General features: G+C 70.0%; 17 protein-coding genes. 6 read left to right on the forward strand and 11 right to left on the reverse strand.

Annotation, left to right across the window (positions count from 1 at the left end):
- Positions 1-20: 20 nt before the first annotated feature.
- On the reverse strand, positions 21-845 hold the full coding sequence (locus tag AC6F7H_RS12795; protein WP_500757138.1) for a carbon-nitrogen family hydrolase: 825 nt from the start codon (positions 843-845) through the stop codon (positions 21-23).
- A 217-nt stretch (positions 846-1,062) separates the two neighbouring features.
- On the opposite strand from AC6F7H_RS12795, the gene AC6F7H_RS12800 reads away from it, so the two are divergent.
- Entirely contained in the window at positions 1,063-1,887 is an 825-nt protein-coding gene (locus AC6F7H_RS12800; protein WP_500757139.1) for a maleylpyruvate isomerase family mycothiol-dependent enzyme, read from the forward strand.
- A 79-nt stretch (positions 1,888-1,966) separates the two neighbouring features.
- On the opposite strand, the gene AC6F7H_RS12805 is transcribed toward AC6F7H_RS12800, so the two are convergent.
- Together AC6F7H_RS12805 and AC6F7H_RS12810 are read right to left on the reverse strand one after the other, a co-directional pair.
- Positions 1,967-3,283, reverse strand: a complete 1,317-nt coding sequence (locus tag AC6F7H_RS12805) for an MFS transporter (protein WP_500757140.1) — start codon at positions 3,281-3,283, stop codon at positions 1,967-1,969.
- Positions 3,280-3,933 carry a GntR family transcriptional regulator gene (locus AC6F7H_RS12810; protein ID WP_500757141.1) on the reverse strand — a complete coding sequence of 218 codons (654 nt, stop codon included), beginning with the start codon at positions 3,931-3,933 and terminating at the stop codon, positions 3,280-3,282. The genes AC6F7H_RS12805 and AC6F7H_RS12810 overlap by 4 nt, the downstream gene beginning before the upstream one ends.
- Positions 3,934-4,151: 218 nt before the next feature.
- On the opposite strand from AC6F7H_RS12810, the gene AC6F7H_RS12815 reads away from it, so the two are divergent.
- Positions 4,152-5,051 carry a D-alanyl-D-alanine carboxypeptidase family protein gene (locus AC6F7H_RS12815; protein ID WP_500757142.1) on the forward strand — a complete coding sequence of 300 codons (900 nt, stop codon included), beginning with the start codon at positions 4,152-4,154 and terminating at the stop codon, positions 5,049-5,051.
- A gap of 66 nt (positions 5,052-5,117) precedes the next feature.
- Here AC6F7H_RS12815 and AC6F7H_RS12820 read toward each other — a convergent pair whose 3' ends face one another.
- From AC6F7H_RS12820 to AC6F7H_RS12855, 8 genes are read right to left on the reverse strand one after another with little or no spacing between them, the layout of a single operon-like run.
- Positions 5,118-6,311, reverse strand: coding sequence for a flavin reductase family protein (locus AC6F7H_RS12820; RefSeq protein ID WP_500757143.1), 1,194 nt, complete (start codon positions 6,309-6,311; stop codon positions 5,118-5,120).
- Complete coding sequence (locus tag AC6F7H_RS12825) at positions 6,308-6,751, reverse strand: acyl-CoA thioesterase (protein ID WP_500757144.1); 444 nt, start codon at positions 6,749-6,751, stop codon at positions 6,308-6,310. The genes AC6F7H_RS12820 and AC6F7H_RS12825 overlap by 4 nt, the downstream gene beginning before the upstream one ends.
- 8 nt (positions 6,752-6,759) lie before the next feature.
- On the reverse strand, positions 6,760-7,533 hold the full coding sequence (locus tag AC6F7H_RS12830; protein ID WP_500757145.1) for an enoyl-CoA hydratase/isomerase family protein: 774 nt from the start codon (positions 7,531-7,533) through the stop codon (positions 6,760-6,762).
- A gap of 20 nt (positions 7,534-7,553) precedes the next feature.
- Entirely contained in the window at positions 7,554-8,054 is a 501-nt protein-coding gene (locus AC6F7H_RS12835; protein ID WP_500757146.1) for a peptidase associated/transthyretin-like domain-containing protein, read from the reverse strand.
- Positions 8,055-8,063: 9 nt separating this feature from the next.
- Positions 8,064-8,849, reverse strand: coding sequence for a dioxygenase family protein (locus AC6F7H_RS12840; RefSeq protein ID WP_500757147.1), 786 nt, complete (start codon positions 8,847-8,849; stop codon positions 8,064-8,066).
- A complete protein-coding gene (locus tag AC6F7H_RS12845; protein WP_500757148.1) occupies positions 8,846-10,084 on the reverse strand; it encodes an NAD(P)/FAD-dependent oxidoreductase in 1,239 nt (412 codons plus the stop codon). The genes AC6F7H_RS12840 and AC6F7H_RS12845 overlap by 4 nt, the downstream gene beginning before the upstream one ends.
- A 9-nt stretch (positions 10,085-10,093) precedes the next feature.
- Entirely contained in the window at positions 10,094-10,408 is a 315-nt protein-coding gene (locus AC6F7H_RS12850; RefSeq protein WP_181383740.1) for a 2Fe-2S iron-sulfur cluster-binding protein, read from the reverse strand.
- Positions 10,401-11,624 carry a cytochrome P450 gene (locus tag AC6F7H_RS12855; protein ID WP_500757149.1) on the reverse strand — a complete coding sequence of 408 codons (1,224 nt, stop codon included), beginning with the start codon at positions 11,622-11,624 and terminating at the stop codon, positions 10,401-10,403. Before AC6F7H_RS12855 ends, AC6F7H_RS12850 begins: the two co-directional genes overlap by 8 nt.
- Before the next feature lie 465 nt (positions 11,625-12,089).
- Between AC6F7H_RS12855 and AC6F7H_RS12860 the strand changes: the two genes are divergently transcribed.
- The 4 genes from AC6F7H_RS12860 to AC6F7H_RS12875 all read left to right on the forward strand — a co-directional run bounded on the left by AC6F7H_RS12860 (position 12,090) and on the right by AC6F7H_RS12875 (position 17,235).
- Positions 12,090-13,442 (forward strand): MFS transporter, encoded by a 1,353-nt coding sequence (locus AC6F7H_RS12860; protein ID WP_500757150.1) that lies wholly within the window; start codon positions 12,090-12,092, stop codon positions 13,440-13,442.
- A 223-nt stretch (positions 13,443-13,665) separates the two neighbouring features.
- Complete coding sequence (locus AC6F7H_RS12865) at positions 13,666-14,853, forward strand: CaiB/BaiF CoA transferase family protein (protein WP_500757151.1); 1,188 nt, start codon at positions 13,666-13,668, stop codon at positions 14,851-14,853.
- Positions 14,850-15,626, forward strand: a complete 777-nt coding sequence (locus AC6F7H_RS12870) for a citryl-CoA lyase (protein ID WP_500757152.1) — start codon at positions 14,850-14,852, stop codon at positions 15,624-15,626. The genes AC6F7H_RS12865 and AC6F7H_RS12870 overlap by 4 nt, the downstream gene beginning before the upstream one ends.
- Positions 15,619-17,235, forward strand: a complete 1,617-nt coding sequence (locus tag AC6F7H_RS12875; protein WP_500757153.1) for a class I adenylate-forming enzyme family protein — start codon at positions 15,619-15,621, stop codon at positions 17,233-17,235. The genes AC6F7H_RS12870 and AC6F7H_RS12875 overlap by 8 nt, the downstream gene beginning before the upstream one ends.
- The last annotated feature ends 46 nt before the right edge of the window (positions 17,236-17,281 follow it).

Here is a 17,281-nt window from a genome sequence, read left to right on the forward strand (position 1 = left end):
GGCCCCCGCTGTCGTTCGGGTCAAGGTCGCGGGGCCGGGGTCGGCAGCCCCAGCACCCGGTCCTTCAGGGCCGGGAACTGTTCGCGGGTCTTCGCGACCTTCGCCGGGTCGAAGTCGACCGTGAGGACCTGCTCGTCGGGACCGGCCTCGGCGAGGACCTCGCCCCACGGGTCGACCACGATCGAGTGACCCGCCTGCGGAACCCCGGCGTGCGTCCCGGCCGTTCCGCAGGCGAGGACGAACGCCTGGTTCTCCACGGCCCGCGCCCGGGCCAGCAGCGTCCAGTGGGACCGGCGGCGGTCCGGCCAGCCCGCCGGGACGACGAGCGTCTCGGCACCGGCGTCGACGAGAGAGCGGAAGAGTTCGGGGAAACGGAGGTCGTAGCAGGTCGCCACACCGAGCGTGGTGTGCGGCAGCGGCACCGTCACCAGTGCGTCGCCCGCGCTCATCAGCACGGCCTCGCCCTTGTCGAAGCCGAAGCGGTGGATCTTGCGGTAGACGGCGGCCAGCTCACCGGAGGGGGAGAAGACGAGCGAGGTGTTGTAGAGCGGCCCGTCGTCCGCGTCGGAGCCGCTGTCCGGGGCGCCGCGCTCCGGGACGGAGCCCGCGTGCAGCCACACGCCGGCGTCCCGCGCGGCCTCGGCCATCGCCTGGTGGGTCGGCCCGTCGAGGGGTTCCGCCGCGCGCCCGAAGTCCTCGTAGGCGAACGCGCCCGTCGTCCACAACTCCGGCAGGACGACGAGATCGGCTCCGGCCTGTTCCCGTACCAGGGCGGCGACCCGACGTCGACGCGATTCGACCGATTCGTCCCCGTTCACGGCGACTTGGAGCAAAGAAGCGCGCACAATACCACCGTCCTGGCATTCGACTTGTCGGCACGGCCTACGATCGTCACACGAAAGCACTGCCGGGGTGCCTCACGACAGCGTAACTTGGGGCCCTCCCGGTTCGAGCGAAGCCGAGAACCTGGGGAGTCCCGAGACGCCCGCCGAGTGCAGCCACCGCCCACTGGCACCGCCGCCACCACCTGCCCGTGTACCGACCGCCGAGGGGTCCCGTTCCGTGAGCCTGCATCCCACCCTCCAGCCCTACGCCGACGCCTGGAACCACTCCGTCGAGGCGATATCCGAGCTGGTGCAGCCGCTCGCGGAGGCCGACTGGAACCGGCGCACGCCGTGCCCGGGGTGGTCGGTCCGGGACGTGGTCTCCCACGTCATCGGACTGGACTCCGAGATGCTGGGCGACCCCCGCCCCATCCACACGCTGCCGCGCGACCTGTTCCACGTCACCAACGACCAGCAGCGCTACACGGAGATGCAGGTCGACGTGCGCCGCCACCACACGGCGCCGGAGATGACCTCCGAGCTGGAGTACATGATCATCCGCCGCAACCGCCAGCTGCGGAACGAGTCGCGGGACCCGGCCGCGAAGGTGCGCGGCCCGTTCGGCACGGAACTCACGCTGGAGGAGTCCATGCGCCGGCACGCGTGCGACGTGTGGGTGCACGAGCAGGACCTGCGCGCGGCCCTCGGCCGCCCCGGCAACCTCGACTCCCCCGGCGCGCACGTCGCCCGCGACGAGCTGCTCGCCGAGCTGCCCCGGGTGGTGGCCGAGCTGGCGCAGGCCCCGCGCAGTTCGGCCGTGGTCATCGACGTCCACGGGCCCGTGGAGTTCCTGCGCACCATCCGCGTCGACATCCAGGGCCGCGGCACGCTGGAGACCGCCCCGGCGCTCGGCCCCGCCGTCACCCTCACCCTCGACTGGGAGACGTACGTCCGCATGGCCTGCGGCCGGGTGACGCCGGAGGCGGTGTCGGACCGGGTGAAGACGGAGGGCGACCCGGACCTGGCGGCGGCGATCCTGCGGCACTTCGCGGTGACGCCGTAAGGTCCGCGCGACACGGCGCGCCGGGCCCGGGACGCCGTTCCCCGGGCCCGGCGCGCCGTGTCCGCCGCCGCACGCGGCCTCACGCCGGCACGCGCACGTTCTCCACCCGGGCGGCGACGAGCCGCTCCCGTTCCCTGCGCGCCGCCCGCCCGCGCAACCGCAGGATCTGGGCTACCCCGAGGGCCTGGAGGACGAAGACGGCGGAGAAGGCGACGGCGTAGTCGTCACCGGTGGCGTCCAGCAGGACACCGACGGCCAGCAGGGTCGTGATCGAGGCGGTGAAACCGCCCATGTTGGTGATGCCGGCCGCGGTGCCCTGCCGCTCCGGCGGATTCACCGGGCGGGAGAAGTCGAAGCCGATCATCGAGGCCGGACCGCAGGCACCCAGCCCCGTGCACAGCACCACCAGCAGCCACATCGGCGCCGTCTCGGCGGGGTGGAGCAGCACGGCCGCCCACAGCAGCGCCGTCGCGCCCACGGTGATGAGCACCAGCGGCAGCCGCGCACCGTGGTTCCGGGCGATGGCCTGGCCGTAGACGACCCCGAGGACCATGTTGGACAGCACCACGAGGGTGAGCAGCTCACCGGCCGTGGCCCGGGACAGCCCCTGTGCCTCGACGAGGAACGGCATGCCCCACAGCAGCAGGAACACCATCCCCGGGAACTGGGTGGAGAAGTGCACCCACATCCCGAGCCGGGTCCCCGGTTCCCGCCAGGAGGCAGCGATCTGACGGCGTACATAGGCGGCGCCCTGGTGCGGGGCGGGCTCCGGTTCGTGCCCCTCGGGGTGGTCCTTGAGGAACAGCACGAGCAGGACGAGCACCACGACCCCGGCGAGCGCACTGCCCGCGAAGGCGGCCGTCCAGCCGATGCCGTGCAGCAGCCGGGCCAGGAGCAGCGTGGAGACGAGGTTGCCCGCCATTCCGGCCAGCGCGGCGAACTGCGCGATCAGCGGACCGCGCCGGGCCGGGAACCACCGGCTGCCCAGCCGCAGCACGCTGATGAACGTCATGGCGTCCCCGCAGCCGAGCAGGGCGCGGGAGGCGAGCGCCATACCGTACGTCGGGGAGAGCGCGAACCCGAGTTGTCCGACCGTGAACAGCACGGCACCGATGCCCAGCACCTTCTTGGTACCGAGCCGGTCGACCAGCAGGCCGACGGGTATCTGCATGCCCGCGTAGACCAGCAGCTGGAGGATGGAGAAGGTGGACAGGGCGGAGGCGTTGACGTCGAAGCGGTCGGCCGCGTCGAGACCGGCCACGCCCAGGGACGTACGGAAGATGACCGCGACGAAGTAGACCGCCACACCCACCCCCCACACCGCGAGGGCGCGCCGTCCGCCCAGGGGGTCACCGGGCGGACGGGCGCTCGGGGCACCTCCGTTCGTGCGGGTCATCGCACTTCTCCCCGGGCCAGGTGGGAGACCCAGCCGACATGCCGGTCGACCACGCCGGCGGCCGCCTCCGGGTCCCCCGAGCGCAGCGCGTCGAGGATCTCCTGGTGCTCGGCGAGGGTCTTGGCGACGCGGTCGGGGTGCGACTGCATGACGGCGACGCCCATGCGCAGTTGGCGGTCGCGGAGCTGGTCGTAGAGGCGGGAGAGGATCTCGTTGCCGCCGCTGCGGACGATCTCCGCGTGGAAGCAGCGGTCGGTGACGGACGCGGCGGCGAAGTCACCGGCGGCGGCCTGTTCCCGCTGCCGGGCGAGCAGTCCCTCCAGGCGCTCGATGAGCCCGGGGGGCGCGGGCACGGCCTTGCGCACCGCGTGTTCCTCGACGAGCAGCCGGGTCTCGACTACGTCGGCGATCTCCTGCGCGGAGACGGGCAGGACGAGGGCGCCCTTCTTCGGGTAGAGCCGGATCAGCCCTTCGGCCTCCAGCCGCAGCAGCGCCTCACGCACCGGTGTGCGCGAGACCCCGACGGCCTCGGCCAGCTCACCCTCGGTCAGGAGCGTGCCGCCCTCGTAACGGCGGTCGAGGACGCCCTGTTTGACATGGGTGTAGACGCGATCGGCGGCAGGGGGTTGCTTCACAGGGGCCAGACTCATGCCGACAGGATAGATACAACATGTACCCATGGAAGCAGCCGTCCACGATGCGGACCCCGAAGTCACCCGCCCCCAGGGTCTGTCCGGCGGATCGCGCCGGACAGACCCTCGCGCACAACCATCCGCGCCAGGTATGCGTCAGAAACGTGCGGCCCCTGTCGGCCGCGCCTCAACTCGGCCGCACCACTAGGGCATTCAACGCAATCGGGGTACCTCACTTGAATACCGCAATTCAGGGCATCCGTCTCCGCAGAGCCGTCGGCGTCGTCGTGACCACGGGCGCCGTGCTGGCCTCCGGAGCCCTCCACGCGGCGCCCGCGCAGGCCGCCGCCGCGCCCACGATCGCCGCCAAGGGCGGCTACGTGATGAACAACGGGACCGGCAAGTCCCTCTACACCAAGGCCGCCGACACCCGCCTCTCGACCGGTTCCACGACGAAGATCATGACCGCGAAGGTCGTGCTCGCGCAGAAGAACCTGAACCTCGACGCCAAGGTCACGATCCAGATGGCGTACAGCGACTACATCGTGGCGAACAACGCGTCGTCCGCGCGGCTGATCGTCGGCGACAAGGTCACCGTGCGCCAGCTGCTGTACGGGCTGATGCTGCCGTCCGGCTGCGACGCCGCGTACGCCCTGGCGGACAAGTTCGGCACCGGCTCGACGCGGGCCGCACGCGTGAAGTCCTTCATCGGCAAGATGAACACCGACGCGAAGAACCTGGGCCTGAAGAACACCCACTTCGACTCGTTCGACGGCATCGGCAAGGGCAACAACTACTCCACGCCGCGCGATCTGACGAAGATCGCGAGCAGTGCGATGAAGAACGCCAACTTCCGCGCGATCGTCAAGACGAAGAAGTACACGGCGAAGACCACCACGAAGACGGGCAGCACCCGCACGATGGCGCCGTGGACCAACACCAACGGTCTGCTCAGCAGCTACAGCGGCACCATCGGCGTGAAGACCGGATCGGGTGCGGTGGCCAAGTACTGCCTGGTCTTCGCCGCGACGCGGAACGGCAAGACCGTCATCGGCACGGTCCTCGCCTCCACCTCGTCCACCCAGCGCGAGACGGACGCCAAGAAGCTCCTGGGCTACGGCTTCAGCAAGGCCTAGGCCTGACCCGCACCGGACGCACACGGGGGCTCACCCGCACCGGGTGAGCCCCCGTCACGTGCGGGGTCACGGGGAGGGAACCAGGACCCGCGGGTCGGGTGAACCGCCGACGGACTTCTCGGCTTCCCGGGCGAGGCGGCACAGTTCGTCGGCCAGGACCTCGATCCGGGATCCGGAGACCGGAGGGATCCGGCACAGCCGGATCATGAGTTCGCACCGTCCGCGCCCGTCGCGGACGGGTGCCACCAGGCTCGCGCCTCGGTACCGCCCCTCCGGTTCGAGGTCCACCGGCCGGAGGTCCTCCCCCGCGGCCCGGAACATCGCCTGGATCTCACGCTGCCTCGCCGGCGTGACCCCCTCCACGCCGTACTCGGTCATAGCGGGAAAGAGCAGCGTGTCCCGTGTGTCCCCGGCGTAGGAGCCGGCCCAGCCGTGTTTGCGCGCGTGGTCCAGACGTTCCCGGGATGTGCGCAGCAGCTCCTCGCCCGCGGACCTCGCCCTGTTCATCCACTGTTCGACCTCCGCTTCGGGAGCACCGATCAGGAACACCTCGCCGAAAGGAGGCGTGAGCGGCCACTTCGAACCGAGGAGCGTGGACGTCGGCACGTCCGGGTCGGCGACCGTCGCCACGGCCACCGCGTGGTCGGCGACCTTGGCGTAAACGGTCACCTCCCCGTCGGCCGCGTGCGCGAGGCGTCGCATGCCGTCGCGGATGTGCTGCACGGTCTGCAGGCTCTCGGCCACGATCGCATCGCTCGGCACGACGAAGGACCCCGGGACGAAGCCTCCGAAACCACCCTGGAAGAACAACAGCGGGGCGACCGGACGATGGATCTCCAGGCTCTCGACCGAGCCGGTCACGAAGTAGTGGTCTCCTGCCGGGGTGCAGGCCTCGAGGCTGCAGTCGATGCTGCACACCACGTCCGGGAGAACCGGCGACCCGTTGCCGGAAGGCGACCACGCCAGTCCCTCGAACCTCTTGTCCGCAGGTCGGGACAACGCCCTGCAGGTGTCTTCCTGGTCATGGGCGAGGATGTTGACGGTGAAGCGCCCCGACTTCCTGATCGCGGCGAAGCTCGCGGAGTCCCGCGTGGGCAGGAAGCCGACGAGGGGCGGATCGAGGGACACCGAGGTGAACGTGCCCACGATCATCCCGACGGGTTCCCCGTCCGCGTCGGTGCTGGATATCAGGGCCACCCCCGTGGGGTGATGCCCGAGGGCCTGCCGGAAAGCGGCGGAGTCCACCGCGCCGCCGCTCACGGGTGGCTCGCTTCGAGTTCGGGGGTGGTGGCCGACGCGCGGATCTCCTGGGGCCAGGGCGTGGCCTCACCGCTGGAACGGTCGGTCAGCACGAAGACGGATCGAGACGTCGCGACCAGCCGCGTGCCCACCAACATGCGCTGCGCCAGTGCCAGCGAACTGCGGCCGACGCGGTCGAGGCGGGTCTCGGTGGTGATCGTCGCGGGGTGGTGGACCTGACCCTTGAAATCCACCTCCAGCCGGACCAGCGCGATGATCGGTTCGAACCCCACCGTCGGCCTCACCCGCTCGTTCATGAACGCGTAGCGCGCATTGGCGAGGATCTCGGTGAACGCGGTGTTGCCCATGTGGCGTTGGAAGTCGAGGTCGCTCACCCGGAGCGTGTCCTCGACGATGTGTGCGCGGGGCTCCGAGGGCCCGGCGCTCGACTGATCGGTCATCGGCATCCTCAGCCGGCCTTCGCGGCCTTGACGGAGGCGCCGAACTCCTTCAGCGCCTCGGCACGGTACTCACGCATCTCCTCGTTCGCCTCACGGCCCCGCACGAGGCCCTCGGCCAGCGGGAGGTCCGCGACCGCGTGGAACAGCCGCTTGGTGGCCTGGAGCGACATGGGCACCTGTCCCGCCAGGACCTCGGCGGTCCTCATCGCCTCGGCGAACTCCTCGCCCGCCGGGACGACCCGCGTGACCATGCCCATCCGCTCGGCTTCCTCGGCGTCGACCAGGCGCCCGCTGGCCACCAGCTCGAACCCCGCCTTGCGGCCGAGCTGCTTGGTCAGGTTGGCCATCACCACCGCTGCGACGAGACCGTGCTTGATCTCCGGGTAGCCCATGCGCACGTCGGCCGACGCGATGGTGATGTCGCAGGCCAGGGCCAGCCCGCAGCCGCCGCCGACGGCGTAACCGTGGATGGCGGCGATCACCGGCTTGGAGATCTCGGGAATGGTCTTGTGCAGACCGTAGGTGAGTCCGGCGCGGTACTCGACGCGTTCGGTGTTGTCGGGCGTGAGCTCGGCGAACTCACCGGTGTCGGCGCCCGTGCAGAAGGACGTCCCCGCCCCGCGCACGACCACCGCACGGATCTCGTCGTCCTGGTCGGCTCCCCGGAGCTCTTCGATCAGGCGCTCGTAGAGCGCGCTGTCCATGGCGTTGAGCTTGCGGGGACGGTTGAGGGTGAGCACCAGCACATGGCCCTGGCGCTCGACAATGAGGTTCGCTTCCACGGTTCAGCCTCGTTCGTGCTCTAGTCGATGGAGAAGAAGACGGACTCGCGCTCGCCCTGCAGCCTGATGTCGTACCGCAGGTGCCGCTCGACGTCGGTGAGTTGTGCGATCAGGAGGGGCCGCCTGGCCTCGGGGACCTGCCGCAGGATCGCGTCGGACCCATTGGCCTGCTCCTCGTCGGGGAAGTACACCTTCGTCGCCAGCGGCCCGGCCAGGCCGCGCGTGAAGAGGAAGATGCTCAGGTGCGGCGCCAACCGGTTGCCGTCGGGCAGCGTCACCGGTTCCGGTTTCCGCACGACGGCGCGGAAGCGGCCTTCGAGGGTGCGGACCCGGCACGCCTGCTCCCGGCTCCAGAACTCGAGGAACGCGCCGTAGTCGACATGGTCCCCTCGACCGTCCAGGACCGTGCCCTCGATCACCACGGCACCCGGATCGTCCTCGGCGACGGCCTGGGTGATGCCCGGCGGGGTCATGGCGAAGCCGAACAGGGGGCCGCAGGTCTGCGCGGGGGTGAGAATCATGACCATCCCTCACTCGAACGGGGTCGCGGCCGAGCCGCGAAGCACGATGTCGAACCGGTACGCCAGCGCCGAGGGGTTCCTGGTCAGCAGGGCGCCGGGGTCGGTCCGCTCCGGTGGGTGGACGACCGCGCCGCTGCCGTCGACGGTGGCCAGCGTCCGCCGGGGGCCGAACGACTCGGCGACGGAGTTCTCCTCGTCGAGCCTGGCGATCAGGCGCTCCTGGCCTCGTCGGTCCGGGACGGCGTTGATCATGCGGTCCATGCGGATCAGCGGGTCGCCCTCGAAGTACATCTGTGTGACGAGCCGGCCGGCAGTCCCGGCGCCCAGGACGGAGAAGTGGATGTGGGACGCCCGCCAGGCACGCGCGCCGTCCTTGAACATCGCCGGGTACGGGCCCGGACGGATCGTCACGAAGCGGTAGGCGCCCCGGCTGTCGGTCAGGCAGCGGCCCGCTCCGTAGAAGTTGGCGTCGAGCGGGAAGCCCGACACGTCCATGGAGTCGCGATAGCCACCGGCGGCGTTGGCCTGCCAGATCTCGACCAGGGCGTTCTTGACCGGGATGCCTCCGCTGTCGGTGACCGTTCCGTGCACGATGACCCGGGTGCCGATGGGCTCCGAGACGCCCTGCACCGTGAGGTCGTGGTCGAACGCGCCGAGCTTCAACTGCCCGAAGGCGGGGCCCGGCAGGTGGTGGAACCACTCCTTGTCCAGATGGACCGGTGCCGCCAACGGCACGCGCAGCGTACTGACGCTGGAGTTGGAGTCCGCCAACGGCGGATCGAACGATTCGATCATGAGGTTGCCCTCCCCAGTGCTTGTGCGGCGATGGCCCGGATGCCGACGCTCCCGTCCGCCAGGTGGTGACGCGCGGGACTGACGCCGCGGTCCAGCAGCCTCCTGGCCGTCAGGAAGGCGCCGGGGTCGTTCAGTGCCTCGACGGCCCTCAGGTCGTCCCCGCGGTAGTGCCACAGCGAGAAGCCCGCACCGTCCTCCGCGGTTCTCCTGACGACGTGGTCGCCGTCGCCGGTCAGGCCGACGATCTGCAGTCGGACGTCGTACTGGTCCGACCAGAACCAGGGCGCCGGCCGCGGGGGCGCCGTGCGACCCGCGATGTGCGCCGCCGCCGCCTTTGCCATGTGTTCCGCGTTCTGGACCGACTCCAGGCGGAGCCTGCCGCCCTGCCAGACGAAGTTGGCGCAGTCGCCCACCGCGTAGACCGACGGGGCGCTGGTCCGGCCGAGTTCGTCGACGGTGATGCCGTTGTCGACCGTGATGCCGGCCTGAGCGGCGAGTTCGACCTCCGGTTCGGCGCCGATCCCCGCGAGGACGAGATCGGCGTCGATCCGCGTCCCGTCGGTGAGCACGCCGGCGACCACGCGGCCGTTCTCGCCTTCCAGCGACCGGAGTTCGCGGCCTTCCAGGATCTCGACCCCGTTGCGCAGGTGCTCCGACCGCAGATGGTCGGCGGCCTGCTCGCTGACGACTCGCTGGAGCAGCCGGTCACGTTCGACCACGGTGACGTGACGTCCGAGGCGGGCCGCCACCGAGGCGAACTCGAGACCGATGAAACCGCCACCGAGGACGAGGACCGACTTCGCCTCGTCGAGTGCCCCGGACAGGGCGTCGGCGTCGGCGAGTGTGCGCAGCACGTGCACGCCCTGGACTCCGTCGACCAGCGGGTCTGGCAGTCGTCGGGCCCGCGCACCGGTCGCCAGGACCAGGTTGTCGTAGCGAAGAGTGCTGCCGTCCGCCCGGACCACGACCTGCCGGTCGACGTCGATCCGGGCCACCCGTTCGCCGGTGCGCAGGTCGACCTCGGGCTTCGCGCGGCCGGCGGGTGTACCCAGCGTGAGGTGCTCCTGCCCGATCTCTCGCAGCAGGTAGCGCTTGGACAGGGGCGGGCGCTGGTAGGGGACGGCGGCTTCGGCGCCGATCAGGGTGATCGGCGCGTCATAGCCCGCGGCGCGCAGGTGCATGGCCGTGGTGTGACCGGCCTGTCCGGCGCCGACGATCACGGTTCCGTGTGTCATGGCGCGGTGTCACCAGGCCGGCGGTACTTCGACGGTGATTCCGTCCAGCTCGGGCCGGGCGGAGATCTGGCAGCTCAGACGGCTGCCGTCGCGTCGAGGAGCGTCGGCGAAGTCCAGCAGGTCGGCCTCGATCGGGCCGGGCTCGCCGGTCCGGTGGTCGGACTCGACGTAGACGTGGCAGGTGGCGCACATCATCCCGCCACCGCATTCACCGACGATGCCGGGCACGCCGTTGGCCACGGCCGCCTCCATCAGGTTGACGCCGTCGCCGACCTCGGCGGTGATGCGCTCGCCGTCGGCGGTGATCCATGTCACCTCAGCCATGGTCAGAACCTCCAAGCCGGACCAGCAGACTCTGCGGACCGCGGTGGGCCATCGTCTTCGTCCATGCGGGTCGTTGTCCCTTCACCAGCTCCATGCCGGGGAAGGCGTTGATGAGTTCTTCCAGCACGATCTTCATTTCGATGCGTGCCAGAGGGGCGCCCATGCACACGTGGATGCCGTATCCGAAGGACAGGTGACCTCGTGCGTCGGGGCGGTGGATGTCGAAGTCCGACGGCCGTTCGTACCGGTCCTCGTCGTGGTTCGCCGATGCCAGGCTCAGCAGGACCTTGCCTCCTGCGGGGATGGTCACGCCGCTGAGTTCGACGTCCTCCAGGGCCCTGCGCCGCCAGGTCATGACCGGGGTGCTGTGCCGGAGGACTTCCTCGATCGCACGCGGGATCAGTGCCGGATCCGCGACCAGTTCCTCCCAGGCCCCGCGGTTCTCCAGCAGCGTGAGGATGCTGATGGTCAGACCGTTGGTCACGGCTTCGTGACCGGCCAGCAGCAGCGCGAACACCAGACAGACGATCTCGTTCTCGGTCAGTACCGAGTCGTCGCCCCCGCGAAGTTCCAGCAGCTTGCTGGGGTAGTCGTCACGCGGTGCCCGCTTGCGGTCCTCGACGATCTCCCGACAGAAGTGGAAGAAGTCGTTCAGCTCGTGGCCGGCATCGATCATTTCCTGCCGGGTCGGCTTGCCCCAGATCATCGTGGCGCGGTTGAGCGCCCAACGCTTGATCATCAGAGGGTCCACGTCGTCGACACCGAGGAGCATGAACACCACGCGCGCGGGCATCTCGTGCGTCAGTTCGGCGACGATGTCGACCTCGTCCTTGCCGCGCAGGCCGGTCACGTACTCCTGCACCAGCGCGCGGATCCGCGGTTCGCACTCGCGATAGCGCTTGGGGTTGAGGAACTGGCCGGCGCTCTGCCGGATCCGGGTGTGCCGGGGCCGGTCCGTGTTGGACTGCACCGGTTCGACGGTGAAGCCGTTGTCGGCGAGGAACCGGGTCAGTTCCTCGGGGTAGCCCTCCAGCGAGTCCAGGACGTTCGAGGCGGAGAACCGCTCGGGGTCCTTGAACACCGAGAGGACGTCCTCCCGCTTCGTGACGACCCAGTAGTCGGTCTCCTCGTTGTAGAACACCGGCGCCTCGCGACGGGCCGTCGAGAAGAACTCGTAGGTGCCGTCGTGGTCGAACGGCCTGAAACCACTGGTCACGGGGCATCGTGCGGCCGCCGGTCGCTGATCCACCACCGCCATCCGTCTCCACCCTCCCTCAGCAGCCGCGACGGCCGCTTGTTGTTTCGTCAACAGGCGGCCGAGTCTGTCCCGGCGCTTGATGATTTGTCAACGGATCTCGGCGACCGAGGCGGTCGCAAGGCCCGACCTGCACGCGATCGCGCCGACCAGGGGTGCGCCGAAGCCCGCCGACCGGCCGCGAGCGAAGCCCGCGGAGCCCGCAGAGCCCCTGAAGCATCCCGACCGCGGATGGATGCACCTTTTCCGCGGTTGTCAAATTGACCCTTGACAAGTCAAGAAAGGGGGGAGAACGTGTGCCCTTGATCACTCAACACCTTGCTGAGCCGCGCTGTCCCGTGCCCGGAACGAGCTTTCTCGTGTCGCGGCTCATCGTCGGTTCGGGGGCGGCACTTCCGTAGCGGTATCCAGTCGAGAGAGGACGTCATGGGAGCGAATCAGACTGCTGAGCCCAAAGCGTCGGTCGCCCTGGCGACCGGCCCCGCTCCGGGGGGCGAGGAGAAGCAACGCCGCCGGGTCGTCTACGCCACGCTGGTGGGCACCACCATCGAGTGGTACGACTTCCTGGTCTACGCGCAGGTCGCGGCCCTGCTCTTCGGTGACCTCTTCTTCAGCGGGCTCGGCCAGTGGAGCCAGCTCACCGCCCTGGCGACCGCCGGGGTGAGCTTCTTCTTCCGTCCGCTCGGCGCCGTCGTCTCGGGTTATCTGGGCGACCGGTTCGGCCGTCGCATCGTCCTGGTGCTGACGCTCGGGCTGATGGGCGTGTCGACCACGCTGGTCGGCCTGCTGCCGACGACCGCGGCCATCGGAATCGCGGCCCCGATCCTGCTCATCCTCCTGCGCTGCCTCCAGGGGCTCTCCGCCGGTGGCGAATGGGGCGGCGCGGCCATGCTCGCCGTGGAACACGCCAGGACCGGTCACCGAGGGCGGATGGGATCCTTCCCGCAGATGGGCGTGCCGCTCGGGATGATGCTCGCCATCACCGTGATGGGCTCCTTCAACGCCCTGCTCGGCAAGGAGGCCTTCGACGCGTGGGGCTGGCGACTGCCGTTCCTCTTCTCCGTCGTGCTGGTCGTGGTGGGGCAGTACGTGCGGTCCCAGGTCGCCGAGTCGCCGGTCTTCACCGAGCTCGAGGAGTCGAAGGCCAAGGCGAAGACGCCCCTGCGTGAGCTGTTGAGCGCCCACGGCACCAAGGTCCTCAAGGCCGCCGCCACGATGGTGGGCAACATCGCCGCCGGCTACATGATCGTCGGCGGCTTCGCGCTGGCCTATGTGACCAGCGCCCATGACCTTCCTCGCGCTCAGGTGCTGATGTGGCTCTTCGCGGCCAGCGTCGTGTGGATCGCGTTCACCTACGTCGGCGCGCGGTGGAGCGACCTCTCCGGCCGTCCGGTCGTCTACAAGTTCGGCTACTCACTGCTGTTCGTGCTGCTCCTCCCGCAGTTCTGGCTGCTCAGCCAGGGCACCGGGCCGGGCGTCGGCGTGGCCCTGCTGACCCTGGCGGTGCCGCTGGGACTGACCTACGGCCCCCAGTCGGCACTCTTCGCGGAGATGTTCCCGGCCAGGATCCGGCTCTCCGGGGCGTCCCTCGCCTACGCCGTCGGAGCCGTCCTCGGTGGCGCGTTCGCGCCGATGATCGCCGAGGCGCTGACGCAGGGATTCGGCACGGTCGTCGCGGTCGCGCCGTACCTGATGGGAATGGCGTTGATCAGTCTGGTGACGGCCTTCTTCCTCCCCGACCGCTCCGCGGAGCCGCAGGAGTCGATGTCCGACCGCTGAGCCGCAGCCGCAGCCGCTGCCGCTGCCGCTGCCGCTGCCGCGAGCATCCGGGGCGCTTCTCCGCGTCGGAATTCCGTACCGGAATCCGAGTGGTCGGGGGAGCGCCCCGGATTGCTGTTGACAACACAACAAGATGACCTGAGGATGTTGTTGACACCACAACAACTTGATTGGTTCGCGCCGGGTTCTCCAGTGCCCGGGCCCAAGCCGCTAGGAGAAAGCTGTGGGAGTTCGGGGAAACGAGGGAGCGGGTAAGCCGCTCGGAATGCTTCCGGGCCTGAAGGTCGTCGAGATGGGCCAGAACCTGGCCGCCCCGTACGCCTCGTTGATCCTCGGTGACCTCGGTGCCGAGGTCATCAAGGTCGAGAAGCCCGGCGGGGACGACGCGCGCGGCTGGGGCCCGCCGTTCGTGGGCGACAGTTCGGTCAGTTTCCACATGATGAACCGGAACAAGCGGTCCGTCGTGCTGTCGCTGGACGACGAGGCCGACTACAAGGTCTTCCTCGACCTCATCCGCGACGCCGACGTCTTCATCCACAACCTGCGCCCGGGGGTCGAGAACAAGCTCGGGGCCGACGCCGAGACGCTCAGGGCCGTGAACCCCCGGCTGATCTACTGCTCGATGTCGGCGTTCGGTCACACCGGTCCGATGGCGAACCGCCCCGGCTACGAGCCGCTGCTGCAGGCCTTCTCCGGTCTCATCGCCATCAACGGCGACCCGAGCGGTCCGCCCTCCCGGGTGGGTCCGTCGGTCGTCGACCTCGGAACGGGCATGTGGACCGTGATCGGCGTGCTCGCCGCGGTCCTGGAACGCCAGTCGACAGGGGTCGGCGGTGAGGTGAGGACCTCCTTGCTGGAGACGGCCGTCAGCTGGGCGGGACGGCACATCGCGGACTACGGGGCGACCGGCACCATCCCGCCCCGGGTCGGTACCGGTCACAACTCGTTGACCCCCTACGGCGCGTTCGAGGCGGCGGACGGCCCGTTCATCATCGCCGCGGGCAACGACCGCCTGTTCGCCAAGCTGGCCGCGGCCCTGGAGAAGCCCGAGTGGGCGAGCGACCCCCGCTTCGCCACGAACGCCGCGCGCAACGAGAACCGGGCCACGCTGCTTCCGCTCATCTCCGAACTCGTCGGCCGCAGCACCGTCGCCGACTGGATCGCGTGTCTGGAGCGCGCCGGCGTACCGTGCGCACCCATCCATTCGATCCCGCAGGTGCTGGAGCACCCCCAGACCCACGCCATGGACATCGTCCTGGACAACGCCGACGAGCGGCTCAAGCTCACCGGGCTGCCGCTGAGCATCAACGGCGTGCGAGCAGGCTTCGGCACCACGGCGCCCGCGCTCGACGAATATCACGACGAACTGGTCGGCTCCGCGCCGGCACCGGAGTCAGGAACCGCACGATGACCGGCAGCCGCACCCACATCGCGACCTCCGACGCGACCTCGATCACCGTCCGCGGGAAGGACCTGTGCGAGGACCTCATCGGCCGGCACAGCTTCACGGACATGATCTACTTCCTGTCCGTCGGCCGGATGCCCACGCCGCCCGAAGCACGGGTTCTCGACGCCTGCCTGGTCACGCTCATGGAGCACGGGTGGACCCCCACGTCGATCATCACCAGGCTGGCAGCCGACAGCGTGCCGGACGACGTGCAGGTGGCGATCGCCGCCGGACTGCTGTCGGTCGGGCCGGTGTTCGCCGGAACCATGGAGGGCTGCGCCGAACTGCTGGTGGAGGGTGTCGAGAGCGGCGAGGACCCGGACGCCTACTGCAAGCGCGTGGCGCAGGAGTACGTGAGCGCCAAGCGGCCGGTACCGGGATTCGGGCACCGCCTGCACAAGCCCGACGACCCGCGCGCGGTCACCCTCCTCAAGGTGGCCGAGGAGAACGGGATCACCGGCCGCTACGTCGACCTGCTGCGGCGGCTGAGCCGCGAGGTGGACGCGGCCCGGGGCGGCCGTCACCTCACCGTCAACGCCACGGGGGCCATCGCCGCGCTGTTCCTGGAGATCGGGATCCCGCTGAAGGCCGGTCGCGGACTTGCCGTGGTGTCCCGGGCCGGCGGTCTGCTCGGCCACGTGGTGGAGGAGTTCGCCCAGCCCTCCGCCCGCACCATCTGGCAGCTCACCAGGGAGGGCATCCCGTACTCGGATCCCCAGGAGACCACGCATGACTGACGAGTGGGGAGATCGGTACACCTCGGCCGAGGTGCTCGCTCTCTACCGGGAGCACGATGGCACCCTGACCGACCTGGTGGCCGGCCGGGCCGCGGCGGATCCGGACCGTCCGATGCTGGTGTGCGGTGAGCGTTCGTGGACCTGGGCCCAGGCCGCCGACGCGACGGGACGGCTGGCCGGCCACCTCCGGCACAGGGGGGTGGAGGCCGGGGACCGGGTGCTCGTCATGGGCCGCAACAGCGACTGGCACGTACTCGCCCTGCTGGCCGCCGCCGGGCTGGGTGCGGTGTTCGTGCCCGTCAACCCCGACTTCAAGGTGGAGGAAGCGGCCTACGTGCTCCGTCAGTCGGGTGCCCGGGCGATCCTCTGCGACGAGGCCGCCGAACCGGTCGCCGAGGCCGCACGCGACGACGTCGACAGCTCCGCCTGGATCCAGCGGCTCGACGGCGGGCTCCTCGACGCCGAGCCGATCGAGCCGGTCGGCGGTGACCGGCAGGCTCCGTGCGTCATGATCTACACCTCGGGGACCACCGGTTTCCCGAAGGGCGTCCTGCACAGCCAGCAGAGCGTGATCGCCGCCGGAGAGAGCTTCGTGGAACGGGTGCGACTGCAGCCGCACGACCGGGTGCTCACCGTCCTTCCGCTGTTCCACGTCAACGGCCTGCTCTATTCCGTGGCCGGAGCGCTCGCCGCCGGTGCCACCCTCCTGCTGGAACCGCGTTTCTCCGCCTCGCGCTTCTGGCCCACGGTCGAGCGGCTCGGCGCGACGCAGGTCAACATGATCGAGGCGATCAGCGCGATCCTGCTCAACCGGCCCGCCGACGAGTACGTGCCCGGCCACGGTCTGCGCAAGATCTACGGGATCCGGCAGGCGAGCACCCGAGCGTTCCGGGAGCGGTTCGAGGTGCCCCACCTGGTGGGCGGGTACGGCATGACCGAGATCCCGGGCATCCTGAGCACCCCGTACGACGCGGAGGCCAGGCCGGGCAGCATGGGCAGGCTCTGCCGGCATCCTGATCCCGCACGGCCGTGGGCGCAGTGCCGCATCGTGGACGAAGCCGGTGCGGACGTTCCCGACGGCGAGGTCGGGGAGCTCTGGGTACGGACGCCCGTCGTGATGCTGGAGTACTTCCGCGAACCCGGACAGACGGCCGACGCCTTCGAGGGCGACTGGTTCAGGACCGGCGATCTGGTGCGACGGGACGAGGACGGCTGGTACTACTTCGTCGCGCGGAAGAAGGACATCATCCGCCGGCGGGGCGAGAACGTCTCCGGAGCCGAGCTCGACCGGGTGGTCGCCGAGCATCCGGAGGTGGTGCTGGCGGCCGCGGTCGGAGTGCCGTCCGAGATGGGCGACGAGGACATCCTGCTGGTCGCCACGCCCCGTGCGGACTCCCTCCTGACCGAGCAGGAGGTCGCCGACTTCTGCGGCGCCCGGCTGGCCCGGATCAAGCGGCCCCGCTACGTCCTCCTCACCCAGGACATGCCGCTCACGCCGACCGGGAAGGTCGCCAAGCACCTCCTGAGGGCGGACGCCACTCTGCGCGACCGGGCCCGCGAGGTCGACGTCCCCGCCGATCAGCAGCCGGCCCGGCCCGAGCCCAGGTGAACCCCTCACACGTCCCGTCAGTGGACCTGCCACAGCAGCCTTGCAC

The sequence above is a fragment of the Streptomyces sp. MMS24-W38 genome, assembly GCF_059889265.1.

Bases quoted from the DNA above. Each gene is read 5' to 3' on its own strand.
- AC6F7H_RS12805 (WP_500757140.1), bottom strand. From the start codon at position 3,283: ATGACCCGCACGAACGGAGGTGCCCCGAGCGCCCGTCCGCCCGGTGAC.
- AC6F7H_RS12810 (WP_500757141.1), bottom strand. From the start codon at position 3,933: ATGAGTCTGGCCCCTGTGAAGCAACCCCCTGCCGCCGATCGCGTCTAC.
- AC6F7H_RS12825 (WP_500757144.1), bottom strand. From the start codon at position 6,751: ATGACCGATCAGTCGAGCGCCGGGCCCTCGGAGCCCCGCGCACACATC.
- AC6F7H_RS12835 (WP_500757146.1), bottom strand. From the start codon at position 8,054: ATGATTCTCACCCCCGCGCAGACCTGCGGCCCCCTGTTCGGCTTCGCC.
- AC6F7H_RS12840 (WP_500757147.1), bottom strand. From the start codon at position 8,849: ATGATCGAATCGTTCGATCCGCCGTTGGCGGACTCCAACTCCAGCGTC.
- AC6F7H_RS12845 (WP_500757148.1), bottom strand. From the start codon at position 10,084: ATGACACACGGAACCGTGATCGTCGGCGCCGGACAGGCCGGTCACACC.
- AC6F7H_RS12850 (WP_181383740.1), bottom strand. From the start codon at position 10,408: ATGGCTGAGGTGACATGGATCACCGCCGACGGCGAGCGCATCACCGCC.
- AC6F7H_RS12860 (WP_500757150.1), top strand. From the start codon at position 12,090: ATGGGAGCGAATCAGACTGCTGAGCCCAAAGCGTCGGTCGCCCTGGCG.
- AC6F7H_RS12870 (WP_500757152.1), top strand. From the start codon at position 14,850: ATGACCGGCAGCCGCACCCACATCGCGACCTCCGACGCGACCTCGATC.
- AC6F7H_RS12875 (WP_500757153.1), top strand. From the start codon at position 15,619: ATGACTGACGAGTGGGGAGATCGGTACACCTCGGCCGAGGTGCTCGCT.